Annotated in this window: 12 protein-coding genes and 1 pseudogene; 10 read left to right on the forward strand and 3 right to left on the reverse strand. The window is 68.4% G+C overall.

Annotated elements, in window-relative coordinates:
- Positions 1-71 precede the first annotated feature (71 nt).
- The 8 genes from ACFYZQ_RS03190 (at position 72) to ACFYZQ_RS03225 (ending at position 10,436) form a co-directional block, all read left to right on the forward strand.
- A complete protein-coding gene (locus ACFYZQ_RS03190) occupies positions 72-1,229 on the forward strand; it encodes a mandelate racemase/muconate lactonizing enzyme family protein (protein ID WP_389141021.1) in 1,158 nt (385 codons plus the stop codon).
- Positions 1,226-2,230 carry a zinc-binding dehydrogenase gene (locus tag ACFYZQ_RS03195; protein ID WP_389141023.1) on the forward strand — a complete coding sequence of 335 codons (1,005 nt, stop codon included), beginning with the start codon at positions 1,226-1,228 and terminating at the stop codon, positions 2,228-2,230. The genes ACFYZQ_RS03190 and ACFYZQ_RS03195 overlap by 4 nt, the downstream gene beginning before the upstream one ends.
- Positions 2,231-2,341: 111 nt before the next feature.
- Complete coding sequence (locus ACFYZQ_RS03200; RefSeq protein ID WP_389141025.1) at positions 2,342-3,310, forward strand: hypothetical protein; 969 nt, start codon at positions 2,342-2,344, stop codon at positions 3,308-3,310.
- A gap of 89 nt (positions 3,311-3,399) precedes the next feature.
- The gene (gene chvE, locus ACFYZQ_RS03205; RefSeq protein ID WP_389141027.1) at positions 3,400-4,509 is read left to right on the forward strand and encodes a multiple monosaccharide ABC transporter substrate-binding protein; all 1,110 of its coding nucleotides are present in this window, start codon (positions 3,400-3,402) and stop codon (positions 4,507-4,509) included.
- Between the two features lie 42 nt (positions 4,510-4,551).
- Entirely contained in the window at positions 4,552-6,102 is a 1,551-nt protein-coding gene (mmsA, locus tag ACFYZQ_RS03210; RefSeq protein WP_388787685.1) for a multiple monosaccharide ABC transporter ATP-binding protein, read from the forward strand.
- The gene (gene mmsB, locus ACFYZQ_RS03215; RefSeq protein ID WP_389141029.1) at positions 6,099-7,343 is read left to right on the forward strand and encodes a multiple monosaccharide ABC transporter permease; all 1,245 of its coding nucleotides are present in this window, start codon (positions 6,099-6,101) and stop codon (positions 7,341-7,343) included. The genes mmsA and mmsB overlap by 4 nt, the downstream gene beginning before the upstream one ends.
- 57 nt (positions 7,344-7,400) lie before the next feature.
- Positions 7,401-8,555 carry an aldose epimerase family protein gene (locus ACFYZQ_RS03220; protein WP_389141031.1) on the forward strand — a complete coding sequence of 385 codons (1,155 nt, stop codon included), beginning with the start codon at positions 7,401-7,403 and terminating at the stop codon, positions 8,553-8,555.
- A gap of 132 nt (positions 8,556-8,687) precedes the next feature.
- Entirely contained in the window at positions 8,688-10,436 is a 1,749-nt protein-coding gene (locus ACFYZQ_RS03225; RefSeq protein ID WP_389141033.1) for a pyridoxal phosphate-dependent aminotransferase, read from the forward strand.
- A gap of 9 nt (positions 10,437-10,445) precedes the next feature.
- Here the strand turns inward: ACFYZQ_RS03225 and ACFYZQ_RS03230 are convergent.
- Positions 10,446-10,624: pseudogene (locus tag ACFYZQ_RS03230) on the reverse strand (IS200/IS605 family accessory protein TnpB-related protein); the annotation flags it as partial.
- A gap of 489 nt (positions 10,625-11,113) precedes the next feature.
- Between ACFYZQ_RS03230 and ACFYZQ_RS03235 the strand changes: the two are divergent.
- Together ACFYZQ_RS03235 and ACFYZQ_RS03240 are read left to right on the forward strand one after the other, a co-directional pair.
- Positions 11,114-13,612: a chitobiase/beta-hexosaminidase C-terminal domain-containing protein gene (locus ACFYZQ_RS03235; protein WP_389141035.1), complete on the forward strand. Its 2,499-nt coding sequence runs from the start codon at positions 11,114-11,116 to the stop codon at positions 13,610-13,612.
- Positions 13,613-13,691: 79 nt separating this feature from the next.
- Positions 13,692-14,480, forward strand: coding sequence for an intradiol ring-cleavage dioxygenase (locus ACFYZQ_RS03240; RefSeq protein WP_389141037.1), 789 nt, complete (start codon positions 13,692-13,694; stop codon positions 14,478-14,480).
- Positions 14,481-14,546: 66 nt separating this feature from the next.
- On the opposite strand, the gene ACFYZQ_RS03245 is transcribed toward ACFYZQ_RS03240, so the two are convergent.
- Positions 14,547-15,194: a DUF4360 domain-containing protein gene (locus ACFYZQ_RS03245; protein WP_389141039.1), complete on the reverse strand. Its 648-nt coding sequence runs from the start codon at positions 15,192-15,194 to the stop codon at positions 14,547-14,549.
- Positions 15,195-15,355: 161 nt separating this feature from the next.
- A complete protein-coding gene (locus ACFYZQ_RS03250) occupies positions 15,356-15,814 on the reverse strand; it encodes an RrF2 family transcriptional regulator (RefSeq protein ID WP_389141041.1) in 459 nt (152 codons plus the stop codon).
- Positions 15,815-15,863: the final 49 nt, after the last annotated feature.

The raw sequence follows: 15,863 nt of genomic DNA on the forward strand, positions 1-15,863 counted from the left end.
ACCCCATCCTTACTGTCACGCCAGCATTTCGAACGTGTGACGAAATCTCGAACACCTGAGGGGCAATCGCCGTGCGCATCACCGGAATCAGCACACACGTGGTCGGCACGCCGTGGCGCAACCTGACCTACGTCCAGGTGCACACCGACGAGGGGATCACCGGAGTCGGCGAGACCCGGATGCTCGGTCACACCGACGCGCTGATCGGCTACCTGAGGGAGGCCGAGGCCAATCACATTCTCGGCTCCGACCCGTTCGCTGTCGAGGACCTCACCCGCCGGATGAAGTACGGCGACTACGGCCGCGCGGGTGAGATCGTGATGTCCGGCATCGCGGTCATCGAGATGGCCTGCTGGGACATCAAGGGCAAGGCGCTCGGCGTCCCCGTCTGGCAGCTGCTGGGCGGCAAGGTCACCGACAAGGTGAAGGCCTACGCCAACGGCTGGTACACCACCGAGCGGACCCCGGAGGCCTATCACAAGGCCGCCCAGGGGGTCATGGAGCGCGGTTACAAGGCGCTCAAGATCGACCCCTTCGGCACCGGCCACTTCGAGCTCGACCACGAGCAGACCCTGTACGCCGTCTCCCTCATCGAGGCCGTCCGGGACGCGATCGGCCCCGACGCCGAGCTGATGCTGGAGATGCACGGCCGCTTCTCCCCCGCCACCGCCGTCCGTCTGGCCAAGGAGATGGCCCCCTTCAAGCCGGCCTGGCTGGAGGAGCCCTGCCCGCCGGAGAACCTGAAGGCGCTGGAGAAGGTCGCCGCCAAGGTCGACATCCCGGTCGCCACTGGTGAGCGCATCCACGACCGCATCGAGTTCCGCGAGCTCTTCGACAGCCAGGCCGTGGACATCATCCAGCCGGACGTCGGCCACATCGGCGGCATCTGGGAGACCCGGAAGCTGGCCGCGACCGCCGAGACCCACTACATGCTGGTGGCCCCGCACAACGTGGGCGGCTCGGTCCTGACCGCCGCGAGCCTCCAGGTCGGCTTCACCTCCCCCAACTTCAAGATCCTGGAGCACTTCAACGACTTCGCCGACGCGGAGATCAAGAAGGTGATCAAGGGCGCCCCCGAGGTCGTCGACGGCTACTTCCACATCTCCGACGCCCCCGGTCTCGGCGTCGAGCTGGACACCGACGCGGCGGCCGAGTTCCCGCAACAGCAGGCCCGGTTCGACCTGTGGGCCGAGGGCTGGGAGCAGCGCAAGCCGAAGGGCACCAAGTGAGCTCCGCTGTCCTGATCGAGGCACCGGGCACCCACCGGGTCGTCCCGCACGAGCCGCGCGAGCCGGGTCCCGGCGAAGCGCTGGTCGCCGTGCACGCCGTGGGCATTTGCGGAAGCGACCGCGAGGTGTACCAGGGCAACCGGCCCGAGGGGTACGTCCGCTACCCGCTCACGCCCGGCCACGAGTGGTCCGGGACCGTGCGGGCGGTGGGCACCGGGGTCCCCTCATCCCTGGTCGGCCGCAAGGTCGTCGGGGAGGGGTTCCGCAACTGCCAGGTGTGCGACCGCTGCCACGCGGGCGAGACCACCCTGTGCAGCGCGGGCTACGAGGAGACCGGCTTCACCCAGCCGGGCGCGATGGCCACCACGCTCACCCTCCCGGCCCGGCTGCTGCACGCGCTGCCGGACGACGCCGACCTCACCGCCGCCGCCCTGCTGGAGCCGGCCGCCTGCATCGCGGCCGCCGCCCTGAAGGGGAACGCCCAGCCGGGCGAGCGGATGGCGGTCGTCGGCACCGGCACCCTCGGGATGTTCGCCGTGCAGTTCCTGAAGGCGGTCTCCCCCGCCGAGCTGCTGGTCGTCGGCACCCGGGGAGACCGGGAGGCGCTGTCGAGGCAGTTCGGCGCGACCGACTTCCGGCTGAAGGACGAGGAGCTCCCGGACGACTTCGACGTCGTCATCGAGACCGCCGGCTCCGCGTCCGCCGCGCGGACCGCCGCCTCCCTGCTCAGGCGCGGCGGACGCCTGGTCCTGACCGGGATCCCGGCGCAGGGCGCCGACGGTCTCGACCCGACCGACCTCGTCGTGCGGCAACTGGAGGTGCACACCGTCTTCGGTGCGCCGCCTGACGCCTGGTCGCACACGGTGCGGGTGTTCGGTGCCGGGTTGCTGGATCCGCTGCCACTGGTCACGCACGAGCTGCCGCTGACCGAGTTCTCGCAGGCCATCGAGCTGGTCGGGGCAGGCGACCCGAAAGTCGGCAAGGTGCTCCTCCACCCCTAGCCGTACGCCGGTACGGGGGTGACCTGACCGCCCCCGTACCGGCGTGCACCAGCTTTTTCCGTACCCCGAGCCGCGAACCTCGTCCGAAATATCGAACACGAAGGACAGCTTGTGACCGACGCTTCCGCCACGGCAGCCCGCAGGCCCGGTGAGCAGGCACTCACCGCGCTCGGCCTGGGCGCGCCCGCACTCGACCCCGCCGACGCCTCGCCGCACTCCTTCCCGGGCGGCGGTCGCTGGCGCACCGAGATCCCCTCGTGCGAGGGTCCCGAGGCGCTGGCGGTCGTCCTGAAGGAGGCCTCGCGGCTCGACGTGCCGATCCACCGCATCAGCCAGGGCAGCGGCGTGTGGATGCTGACCGACGCCGAGATCACCGAGATGGTCGACGCCACCGCCGAACGCGACATCGAGCTCTGCCTGTTCACGGGCCCGCGCGGCACCTGGGACATCGGCGGCTCGGTGCGCACCGACTCGCGGGGCGGGGGCCTCAGGGCGCGCGGCCACGACGCGGTAGCCGGCTGTGTCGAGGACGCCATCCGGGCCACCGAACTGGGCGTCAAGTGCCTCCTCGTCGCCGACGAGGGCGTGCTGTGGACGCTGCACCGGGCGCGCGAGCAGGGCATCATCCCCGCCGACACAACCCTGAAGGTCTCGGCGCTGATCGGACCGGTCAACCCCGCCTCGTATGCGGTGTACGAGGGGCTCGGTGCCGACTCCGTCAACGTGCCCAGCGATCTGACGCTCGATCACCTCACGGAGATCAGACGGGTGTCCGGCGCTCCCATGGACATGTACATCGAGGCCCCCGACGACCTCGGCGGATACGTCCGGATGTACGAGGTGGCCGAGCTGATCCGGCGCGGCGCACCGCTCTACCTGAAGTTCGGTCTGTCCAAGGCCCCCGCCATCTACCCGTACGGCCATCACCTGCGGGAGCTGACCCTGGCCACCGCCAAGGAGCGCGTCCGGCGCGGCCGGCTGGCCCTGGACCTGCTGCAACGGCACGGAGTCGACGGCGACATGGCGCCTCTCGGTTCACGGCTGCCCGGCGCTCTGAACAGGTTCGGAACTTCCGCATAACGTTCCGGACAACTGACTTCACAAAACAAGACACGACCGCACAGACTCCAACGCACCGAGCCGCACCCCACACATCAAGGATGATGACCATGCGCACTCGCAGAGCCGCCATAGCCGCCGTGGCCTCCGCCGCCTCCCTCGCCCTCACCCTGTCCGCCTGCGGCCAGAGCGGCGAGGGCGGCAGCAAGGAGAAGAAGGGCAGCGCCAAGGGCGGCACCATCGGCATCGCGATGCCGACCAAGTCCTCCGAGCGCTGGATCTACGACGGCAAGAACGTCGTCAAGGAGCTCCAGGCCAAGGGCTACAAGACCAAGCTCGTCTACGGCGAGGACAACCCGGACACTCAGGTCTCCCAGATCGAGAACCTGATCACGCAGGGCGTCAAGGGCCTGATCATCGCGGCCATCGACAACAAGTCCCTGAACAACGTGCTCCAGGAGGCCAAGGACGCCAACATCCCGGTCATCTCCTACGACCGGCTGATCCTCGGCACCAAGAACGTCGACTACTACGCCTCGTTCGACAACGAGAAGGTCGGCAAGCTCCAGGGCACGTACATCGTGCACAAGCTCGGCCTGGACAGCGGCAAGAAGGGCCCGTTCAACATCGAGCTGTTCGCCGGCTCCAACGACGACAACAACACCCGCTACTTCTTCAACGGCGCGATGGAAGTACTCAAGCCGTACATGGACAAGAAGCAGCTCGTCGTCAAGTCCGGGCAGACCGCGCTGAACAAGGTCACCACCCTGCGCTGGGACGGCGCCACCGCGCAGAGCCGCATGGAGGACATCCTCACCTCCACGTACACGAGCGGCAAGGTCGACGCCGTGCTCTCGCCCTACGACGGCATCTCCATCGGCATCCTCGCCGCGCTGAAGTCGGACGGCTACGGCTCCAAGAGCAAGCCGCTGCCGGTCATCACCGGCCAGGACGCCGAGGTCGCCTCGGTGAAGTCGATCATCGCGGGTCAGCAGACGCAGACGATCTACAAGGACCTCCGCAAGCTCGCCAAGGTCGCCGCGAACATGATCGACGACGACCTCAAGGGCAAGAAGCCGGAGGTCAACGACACCAAGTCGTACGACAACGGCACCAAGGTCGTCCCCGCCTACCTGCTGCAGCCGGTGAGCGTCGACAAGAGCAACTACGAGGACGTCCTCGTCAAGGGCGGCTACTACACCGACGCCCAGCTCAAGTAATCCCGCCAACCGACCGACCCACACTGATTGGAAGGCACAACCATGGCGGGACCCGTCCTGGAAATGCGCTCGATCGTCAAGACCTTTCCCGGTGTCAAGGCGCTGTCGGACGTCACACTGACGGTCCGGCAGGGCGAGGTCCACGCCATCTGCGGGGAGAACGGCGCCGGCAAGTCCACCCTGATGAAGGTGCTCTCCGGCGTCCATCCGCACGGCACCTACGAGGGCGACATCCTCTTCGAGGGTGAGGTCTGCGAGTTCAAGGACATCCGGGCCAGCGAGCAGCACGGCATCGTGATCATCCACCAGGAACTCGCGCTGGTGCCGTACCTCTCCATCGCGGAGAACATCTTCCTCGGCAACGAGCACGCCAAGGGCGGGCTCATCGACTGGAACGAGACGCTCAAGCACGCCACCGAACTGCTGCGCCGGGTCGGTCTGACCGACCACCCGGAGACCCGCGTCGCCGACATCGGCGTGGGCAAGCAGCAGCTCGTGGAGATCGCCAAGGCGCTGTCGAAGAAGGTGAAGCTGCTCATCCTGGATGAGCCGACGGCCGCGCTGAACGACGAGGACAGCGGCAAACTCCTGGACCTGATCCTGGAGTTGAAGCAGCAGGGCATCACCTCGATCATCATCTCCCACAAGCTGAACGAGATCCGCCACGTCGCCGACTCGGTGACGATCATCCGCGACGGGCGCTCCATCGAAACGCTCGACGTGAAGGCGGAGGAGACCACCGAGGACCGGATCATCAGCGGCATGGTCGGCCGCGACCTCGACCACCGGTTCCCCGAGCGCACCCCGCACGAGCCGGAGGAGGGCGCGGCGCCGGCCCTGGAGATCCGCGGCTGGACCGTGCACCACCCGATCGACCAGCAGCGCAAGGTGGTCGACGACGTGTCGATCCAGGTGCGGCGCGGGGAGATCGTCGGCATCGCGGGCCTCATGGGCGCCGGCCGTACCGAGCTCGCCATGAACGTCTTCGGGCGTTCCTACGGCCGGTACGCGGGCGGCACGGTCCTGAAGGACGGCAAGGAGATCCGTACCAAGACCGTCGCCGAGGCGGTCGGGCACGGCATCGCCTACGTCACCGAGGACCGCAAGCACTACGGGCTCAACCTCATCGACACCATCAACCGCAACATCTCGCTGACCGCGCTGAAGAAGGTCGCCAAGCGGGGCGTGGTGGACGAGCACGAGGAGCGGCAGGTCGCCGAGCGCTTCCGCAAGTCCATGAACATCAAGGCGCCGACCGTGTTCGAGCCGGTGGGCAAGCTGTCCGGCGGCAACCAGCAGAAGGTCGTCCTCAGCAAGTGGATCTTCGCCGGTCCCGATGTGCTGATCCTGGACGAGCCGACGCGCGGCATCGACGTCGGCGCCAAGTTCGAGATCTACACGGTCATCGACCAGCTGGCGGCCGAGGGCAAGGCGGTCGTCTTCATCTCCTCCGAGCTGCCGGAGCTGCTCGGTATGTGCGACCGCATCTACACCATGGCCGCGGGGCGGCTGACCGGCGAGTTCTCACGGGCCGAGGCCTCGCAGGAGTCGCTGATGCGCCAGATGACGAAGGACAAAGAGGTAACCCGATGAGCACGGATGTGACCGCCAAGACCCCGGCCCCCGCGCCGCCGGGCAAGAGCGGATCGGCCAGCGACGAGGGCCTGCTCCAGTTGATACTGGGCGGTCTGCGCCGCAACATGCGGCAGTACGGCATGCTGCTCGCGCTCGGTCTGATCGTCGTCCTCTTCCAGATCTGGACGGGCGGGGACCTGCTGCTGCCGCGCAACGTCTCCAACCTGGTCCTGCAGAACAGCTACATCCTGATCCTCGCGATCGGCATGATGCTCGTCATCATCGCGGGCCACATCGACCTGTCGGTCGGCTCGCTCACGGCGTTCGTCGGCGCGACGGCGGCCGTACTGACGGTGAACCACGGCATGGCCTGGCCCCTGGCCACGGCGGTCTGCCTGCTGACGGGCGCGGTCGCGGGCGCGGTGCAGGGCTATCTCATCGCCTACTTCGGCATACCGTCGTTCATCGTCACCCTCGCCGGGATGCTGCTCTTCCGCGGCCTCACGGAGATCGTGCTCAAGGGCCAGACCGTCGGTCCGTTCCCGGACGGTCTGCAGAAGCTCGGCAACGGCTTCCTGCCGGAGGTCGGCCCGAACACCAACTACCACAACCTCACGCTGCTCCTGGGTCTGGTCCTCCTCGCCTCCGTGGTGTGGCAGGAGGTGCGTGACCGGCGCCGGCAGCAGGAGTTCGCGCTCGACGTGCTGCCCATGAACGCGTTCGTGCTGAAGCTCGTCGCGCTGGCCGCCGCCGTCCTCTCCGTCACGCTGCTGCTGGCGAGCTACAAGGGCGCGCCGATCATCCTCATCGTGCTCGGCGTCCTGGTGGTCGGCTACGGCTACGTCATGCGCAACGCGGTCTTCGGCCGCCACATCTACGCGATCGGCGGCAACCTGCCGGCCGCGAAGCTGTCCGGCGTCAAGGACAAGCGCGTCACCTTCCAGGTGTTCCTGAACATGGGCGTGCTCGCGGCCCTGGCGGGTCTGGTGGTCGCCGCCCGTCTGAACGCGGCCTCGCCCAAGGCGGGCGTCAACTTCGAGCTCGAGGCGATCGCCTCGTCGTTCATCGGCGGTGCGTCGATGAGCGGCGGTGTCGGCACCGTCCTCGGCGCGATCGTCGGCGGTCTCGTCCTCGGCGTGCTGAACAACGGCATGAACCTCCTCAGTGTCGGCACCGACTGGCAGCAGGTCATCAAGGGCCTCGCCCTGTTGGCCGCGGTCGGCTTCGACGTGTGGAACAAGCGCAAGTCCGGTTCGTAAGTCAGCTCGGGCCCCGCCGGAAACGGCGGGGCCCTTCCTCTTGAAGGAGCCGCACATATGGAACTGAACAGACGCACGGTCATCGCAGGAGCCGCGGCCGCGGGCATCGCGGCGACCACGCTCGGCACGGGCACGGCACAGGCCGCTTCGGAAGGCAGGAAGCCGGTGAAGGAGCTCTTCGGCAAGCTCGCCGACGGCACGAAGGTCTACCGCTGGACGCTGGAGAACGGCGGCACGCGGCTGAAGGTCCTCTCCTGGGGCGGTATCGTCCAGTGCCTGGAGATACCGGACCGCCACGGTCGCCACGCCAACGTCGTCGCGGGCTTCGACAACATCGAGGACTACGTCGCCAAGTCCCCGTACTTCGGCGCCCTCATCGGCCGCTACGGCAACCGCATCGGCAAGGGCCAGTTCACCCTGGACGGCAAGAGCTACCAGCTCTCCGTCAACGACGGCGTGAACCACCTCCACGGCGGCGCGAAGGGCTTCGACAAGCACGTCTGGGACGTCGAGCCGTTCACCAAGGGCTCCGACGTCGGCCTGCACCTGTACTACGTCAGCGTCGACGGCGAGATGGGCTACCCGGGCACGCTCGGGACGAAGGTGACCTACACCCTCACCAAGCACGGCGACTGGCGCATCGACTACGAGGCCACCACCGACAAGGCCACCATCGTCAACCTCACCAGCCACGTCTACTGGAACCTGGCCGGCGAGGGCAGCGGCACCATCGAGAACCACGAGCTCACCATCGCCGCCTCCCGCTACACGCCCACCGACTCGGGCCTGATTCCCACCGGCGAGCTGGCCAAGGTGTCCGGCACCCCCTTCGACTTCCGCAAGACCAAGCCGATCGGCCGGGACATCCGGGCCGGCCACGTCCAGCAGGTGCAGGCCAAGGGCTTCGACCACAACTGGGTGCTGGACAAGGGCATCACGGCGAAGCCGGAGCACGTGGCGACGCTCCACGACCCGCACTCCGGCCGCACCCTGAAGATCTCCACCGACCAGCCCGGTCTGCAGTTCTACTCGGGCAACTTCCTCGACGGCACCCTGACCGGCACCGGCGGCCGCACCTACCGCCAGGGAGACGCGCTGTGCCTGGAGACGCAGCACTTCCCGGACTCGCCGAACCACCCGTCGTTCCCGTCGACCGTGCTGCGGCCGGGGCACACGTACCGGACGACGACGGTCCACAAGTTCAGCGCGTAAGCGTGTGAGCGTGTGAGGCTCGTGACATGAGGGCACACTTCTTCCTCACGCGTTGAACGGCGCCCCGCCGGCCTCCGTACCCATGGGTGGCCCGTGCTCCCCCGCACGGGCCACCCATAAACGGAGGTTTCCTTGGCTGACAAAGTCACCTCGTTGTTCCGCAACACGTCGGCGCACAGCCCCTCGATGGCAGCGCTGACCCGCGAGGGCGACGGGTCCGGCCCGGTGGACTTCTGTATTCCGTGCAACCCCTACTTCCCCACCCCCGCCATGTTCGAGGCGATGGCGGCCCGGTTGCGCGACATCATCACGTACTACCCCAGCAGCGCCGAGACCATCACGGCCGAACTGTGCGACCTCCTCCAACTGCCGCCGCAGTGCGTCGCCATGGGCAACGGGTCGACCGAGCTGATCACCTGGATCGACCACCTCCTCGTCCGCGAGTCCCTCGCCGTCCCGGTCCCCACCTTCGGCCGCTGGACCGACCAGCCGATGGAGACCGGCAAGCGGGTGGACATGTACCCGCTCCAGGAATCCAACGGCTTCGCCCTCGACCTCACCCAGTACGGGGACTTCATCCGGTCCCGCGGCACCCGGGTCGCGGTCATCTGCAACCCCAACAACCCCGACGGCGGCTATCTGCGCAAGCAGTCGGTGGTGCAGTTCATGGACGCGATGGCCGACCTGGACCTGGTGGTGATCGACGAGTCGTTCCTGGAGTTCGCCGACGCCGAGGCCGATCCGAGCGTGGTCCAGGAAGCCATGCTCCGCCCGAACGTCGTCGTCCTGCGCAGCCTGGGCAAGAACTTCGGCCTGCACGGCATACGCTTCGGCTACCTGGTCGCCAACCCGGCGCTCGCGACCAAGATCCGCACGATGCTGCCGAAGTGGAACCTCAACTCCTTCGCCGAGCATGTGGTGTTCATGCTCAAGGAGCACGGCGCCGAGTACGCGCAGAGCCTGCAGCAGGTCCGCCGCGACCGCCTCGACATGGCCAGCCAGCTCTCCGCGCTGCCCGGGCTGACCGTGTATCCCTCCCAGGGCAACTTCCTCTTCGTGCGCCTTCCCGTCGGCGCCGAAGGCACCGTGGTCCGGGACCGGATGCTCAGCGAGCACCGGATCCTGGTCCGCGAGTGCGGCAACAAGATCGGTTCGTCCAGCCGCTTCCTGCGGCTCGTGGTGCGCCCCCAGGTCGACGTGCGTCGCCTGGTATCCGGCCTGGAGTCGGTGCTCTACGGGACCAGGAGGGGAGCCGCCGTGCCCGAGCTGGGTGCAGGGACCAGCTACAGCTCGGGTACGGCGGCCGTGGACCGGCTGGTCAGCGAGACCAACGGGGCCGGAATGCTGGGGCTTGCCGCGCAGGCCGTCGGCGCCGGTCCCGTCCCGGGGCTGCCGGCCGCCCCCGCCGCCGCCGGCACCGGCATGCCGCTCCCCGCCGCCGCACCGTCGGTCGGCGGCGGGATGCCGATGCCGGCGGCAGCCCAGGCCGTCCCGCAGCAGATGCCCCAGCAGATGCCGCAGGTGCCCCAGCAGATGCCGCAGGTGCCTCAGCAGGTGCCCCAAGTGCCGCAGCAGGCCCCGCAACCGGCTGCGGCGGCGGCCGCTCCGGTGCCCGCGCCGGCACCGTTCCCCACACCGGCCCCTGCCCCGACCCCGGTCCCCATGCCGGTCCCCGCCCCTGTCCCGGCCCCGGTGCCCGCCCCCGCGGCCACCGGTCCCACCCCGCCGGGCGTCCCCGCCCGCGGCGGCCTCACCGCGGCCCAGGTACGGGGCATGACCGCCCCGGCCCCCGGCCCCCAGGGCCTGACCCCGGCCCCGGCGACCGGCTGGCCCAACGCACAGAGCTGGCCGAACGCGGCGGGCATGGGACAGGCGGGGTAACCGTTCCTGGAGACTGAGCGGGAGTGAGTCCTGGTGCCAGGACTCCTGCTCAGCCGCGTGTCCCGAACGGTTGTGGGCACGCTGGTCGCCCGCTTTCGCTCCGCGTCCGGCACGCACGGATCGTATCCGTGGTCCGGGGTCCGGGGTCCGGGGATGCGGGGGCGGGTTCCCTCACGCCCCGGAACCGCTGATGCGCCGGTGCAGACGGTCCCGCTGGGGCCCAACGACCACCACCCGCAAAGGTCACGCGTTCAAGGTCACGCATTCGACGCAAGAACTCCCGTTCCCCGCTCAGGCGCACCTGCATGATGCGTCCCGGACACTCGCTCATGCACACCAGGACGCGCCCAAACGCTGTCATGGGGCAGCAGTTCGCAACCCCTCGCCGGTCCGACTGCACTCTTGACGCAGCCCGCTTCCAGCACGGGTCAGAAGCGAGCGAACGGCCCGACGATCCTGCGCTCGGAGGGTTGTCAGCGCGTGAGCACAGTGCGAAACTCTGTGCGATCCAACACGGCCGCACATATTACAAACCTGCGCGCCGTTGCCAACTGATGAGAAGTGTGCGACCTCGTACTGCAAGAGCAACCGCAGGAGTAATCGCCGTTCGCTCGGCGCTACACGCTCACGGCGTGCACGCGACCTCACAGCTCGCCGCCGGAGCAGTGAGGATGACCATGTTACGAGCAGTCAGGACGCTTCCGCTTGTTGCGGTCGCCGCGTTGCTGGCGACCGTCGCCCCGCATGCGGCGACGGCCGAGAACAACGCAGTCGGCGGCTACCAGGCCATTCCCAACGGCCAGATGTACTACGACACCGCCGGGGACTCGATCCAGGCGCACGGTGGTGGGATCACCAAGGTCGGCGACACGTTCTACTGGTGGGGCGGCGACGCCAACGTCCACAACGACGAGTTCATCGGGCTGAGCATGTACAGCTCGAAGGACTTGAAGAACTGGAAGAAGCTCCCGGAGCTCCTGTCGCCCACCAGCAAGGACACCACCGGCAACGACCAGATCCTCAGCCACTCCAAGATCGAGCGGCCCAAGATCCTCTACAACGCCAGGACCAAGAAGTGGGTCCTCTGGGGCCACTGGGAGATGCACGCCGACTACTCGGCGTCCGAGGTCATCGTCGCCACCGCCGACACGATCACCGGCCCGTACACCATCGCCTCCAAGGGCCACTTCCGGCCCGGCGCAGGCAACGACGGCCCGGACGACATGGGCGAGCGGGTCGGTGCGCTGATCAAGGATCCGTACACCTCGGCCAAGGACCCGAACAATACCGTCCGGCCGGAAAAACCGGTGCGGGCCGACTACCCGCCGGTGATCGACCAGTACAAGGCCCCGAGCACGAAGGACCCCGAGAGCCTCGCCTACACCGCCGACTCCGACTACGGCACCAGCCAGGCCGGCAACTACTGGACGTACCAACTCAACGACATCCGTCACGACACCACCCTCAAGGCCGTGGCGGTGCGGATGACACCGTTCGACCGGACCCAGTACGACCGGTACGCCAAGGACTACAACGTCTCGGCGGCGGACTACATCGTCCGCTACCCGACCACCACCAAGTCCACGGTGGCCACTGCCCATTACCACATCGCCGACCCGGGCACCGCGCACGACGCCCTGGCCGCTCCGGTGATCCGCCCTGGCCTGGACGAGTCCTCCTCGAAGTCCGTGGTGTACGTCAAGGGCAAGGACGTCGCCTTCCTCACCAGTGCCACGGACGGAGCAGAGGTCTACTTCACCACCGACGGCTCCGACCCCTCGGACGCTTCCAACCCCCGCCGCCAGCGCTTCTCCGACGGCATGCAGATCGCCGTAGGCGGGGCCGCCGGCAAGCAGACCACCGTCAAGGCGGTCGCGGTCAAGAACGGCAGGACCAGTCCCGTCGCATCGGTCGTCTACCAGGTCGCCGACGACGAGTCGACCGTGCCGGTCTTCCAACCGGTCATCAACCGGGCCTCGGGCACGTACAACACCTTCGGCTACAAGGAACTGCGGGTCTTCGAGCCGTCCTACGGCGCCGAGGTGTACTACACGATGGACGGCAAGGACCCACAGCCGCCCGCCAGGGGCGACAACACCGGCTACGGCTCGCGCGACATGACCGTCTACCAGGACCCCAAGACCGGAACCGCCTACCTCATCACCGCCTCGGACGACCAGTACATGCGGGTGTGGCAGCTCACCGACGACTACACCGACGTGGCCCCCACCAAGGAGTACGACATCTACGTGGGCCGGCACCGCGAGGCACCCGCACTGATCCGCAACGGCGGCGCAGCCGGCAGATACGTCTACATGATCACCTCCTACCAGTCCGGGTGGCAGCCCAACCAGGGGCAGTACGCCCGCACCACGGAAATCGGCGCCGGCTTCTCCCTGCCGCGCGACAAGTACGGCTTCCGCGACGGTGACTCGGTCTGGAGCCCGCTGCAGCCGTTCGCCGACAACACCGACTACAACAGCCAGCCCACCTGCATCATGGACGTCGGCACCGCCGCCAAGCCGGCTTACGTCTATGTCGGAGACCGCCAGAACGCGGACATCTTCAACCGGGCGACGTACGTGTTCCTGCCCCTGACCATCGAGGACGACGGCAACAACGGCGACGGCAGTCTGCAGACCGCCTTCCAGCCGAGCCTTCGCGTCGACCTCGGAAAACACAGGGTCGTGCCGCCCGACGACCGGTTGCTGTCGCTGCACAAGCCGGTCACGGCCGACCCGTCGGTGTCCCTGACGGACGCGCAGAAGGCCTCCGGCACGGTCGACTACAGCCCCGAGGTCGCCGTCGACGGCAAGGCGTACGACATCGACGTGTACGACGGCGTCGAGCAGTACTACCAGCCACGGGCGATGCCCTTCCGGTGGATGGTCGACCTCGGCGCGGCGCACCGCCTGACCCGCGTCGGGCTTTCCTTCAAGACCGTCGGCGGTTCGGACGCCGTCAACCGGTACACCGTCGAGACCAGCAACGACAAGGTCCACTGGACCGAGCAGATCGACAACACCCAGAACAACATCGTCGGCTACCAGTCCCACGACCTCAGCGGCAAGTACCGCTACGTCAGGGTGACCGACTTCAGCACCTACGACATCGCCCACCACAAGGAGGCCGACTGGGAGACCGGCCTGTACGAGGTCTCCGTCTACGGCTTCTGACCGGCAACCCCCTTGACGCCCCGTCACTTTGCCGAACCCACAGCTCACCGATAGCCGGCGCGCCTAATCTGCCGTGCTCATGACAGACAACCCAATCATCCCAGAGGCCCGCTCCGACGACCGCTCGGTCGGGCGCCGCACCGTGCTGATCGCGACCGGGACCACGGCCGCCGCGCTGGCCGTGGGAGCCGCCGCCGCTCCCGGGACCGTCTCCGCCCCCACCGCCCAGGCACCGGACACCGCCCCGGCCGCCGCAGCGGTCTGCACCCTCACGAAGGAGATGACCCAAGGCCCCTACTACCTCGACGGAGCGCTCGTCCGCTCGGACGTCACCGAGGGCAAGCCGGGCGTGCCGCTCAAGCTCGCCCTGACCGTCGTCAACTCCGCCTGCACCCCGATCAGCAACGCCCTGGTGGAGATCTGGCACACCGACGCGCTCGGTGAGTACTCCGGTTACGTCGGCGCCAACGGCCACAACGAGTCGGACGACCGCACCTTCCTGCGCGGCGGCGTGCTCACGAACAGCAGCGGCGTCGCCAACCTCACGACGATCTACCCGGGCTGGTACCGCGGCCGGTGCATCCACGTCCACGTGAAGGTGCACACCGGTGTCACGGTCACCGCCGACGGGCACTTCACCGGCGGCAGGACCGTGCACACCGGTCAGCTGTTCTTCAACGAGACGATCACCGCCGCCGTGGCCAAGGTCTCGCCCTACTCGACCAACACGGTCACCCGCACCACCCTGTCCCAGGACTCCATCTACGACGGCGGGGGCGCCTCGTCCGGCCTCCTCACGCTCACCACCCTGGGCGGCTCGGCGTCCTCCGGCTACAGCGGGACCCTCACCCTCGGCGTCTCCGGCTGACCCGCTCGCGCGCAGCGATCCGGCCCGTCCGGTCCCACCGGGCGGGCCGGATCCTCGCCGTCAGGACTACGGGCAGGCCTTCCACGCCATGTGGTAGGTCGTGCTGATGTCCCCGTCGGTCGAGTCCATGGTCATGAAGCTGACCTTGCCGGGCGACGCCGTCCCCGCGTTGACGCGGAGCTCGGTGTTGATGTTGAAGTTGCGCAGCACGCCGCAGGGGGCGTACACCAGCTGGGCCACGTCGTTGCTGTCCGTGGCCTGCCAGTCGTCGTTCAACGGGCCGCTGAACGGGTGGGTCTTGGTCGTGACGTCCGGCTGGCCCTGGAAGTAGTACGTGGCCTTCTGCGTGGCGGTCGCACCGCGCTGGAGCGAGGCGAAGCCGCGGTAGTCGGCGCTGGCGATGGCGTAGGTGAAGCCCTGCGGGACGTGCACGATCAGGTTGAGCTGGCAGTTCCTGCGGAACGCCGTCGGGTCGGAGTTGCCGCCGGCCTGGGCGAGGTAGGAGCTGTAGGTGACCGTGAAGGCCGTGTTGTCCGGGGAGACGGCGACGGCCGCCGTGCCCTGGGGACAGCCGGAGCCGTTCACCGTGGCGACGTCGATGACGATCTTGTCCGGGGGCGGGTTGGTGACGACCGGGGACTCGGCGTGCGCGGCAGGTATCGCGCTGGTCAGGAGCGCGGCTACCGCGCCGCTCAGGAGCAGGCCTCGAGCCATGGTTTCTCCCAGTTCTCAGGGTGGGGGGTGGGTCGCCCCGGGCCTTGGAGAAACTGTGCGAGACCTGTGAAGGCCGGAGGCGTTGGCATCGTAGGAAGCCGCGCCCGGACCCGGCAGGGTCAACTCCGGCCATTCACAACCCGCAATTCACACGTGCGCTCTCACGGGTTCTCCCATGCCGCCGGCTCCGCCGCCAGCTGCCGCACGGGTTCCGGCAGGGCGTCCGCCGCGAGGTCGGCGATCGTGACGCCCTCCAGGATGCGGCGCACGTTGGCGCGCAGCGCGATCCACAGGGGCAGCAGCGGCTGGGCGGTGCCGGTGTAGGCGAGGCCGGTGGGCCGCTCGCCCCGGACCGACACGATCGGGCCGTCCACCGCGCGGATGACGTCCGCCACGGTGAGCTCCGAGGCCTCCCGGGCCAGCCGGTATCCGCCGCCCCCGCCGCGCCGGCTGCCGACGATCCCGGCGCGCCGGAGATCCCCGAGGATGCCCTCCAGGAACTTGTGCGGGATGTCCTGCACGGCGGCGATCTCCTCCGCCTTCACCGGTCCGTCGTCCTGTCGTACGGCGAGCTCCAGTACCGCTCGTACCGCGTAATCCGCCCGCGCCGAGATCCTCATGTGTCCATTGTGGGGCGTGGGGCCATGGAGAATGGCCGGACCCGGTCCC

The sequence above is a fragment of the Streptomyces sp. NPDC001843 genome, assembly GCF_042891955.1.
Classification (GTDB): domain Bacteria; phylum Actinomycetota; class Actinomycetes; order Streptomycetales; family Streptomycetaceae; genus Streptomyces.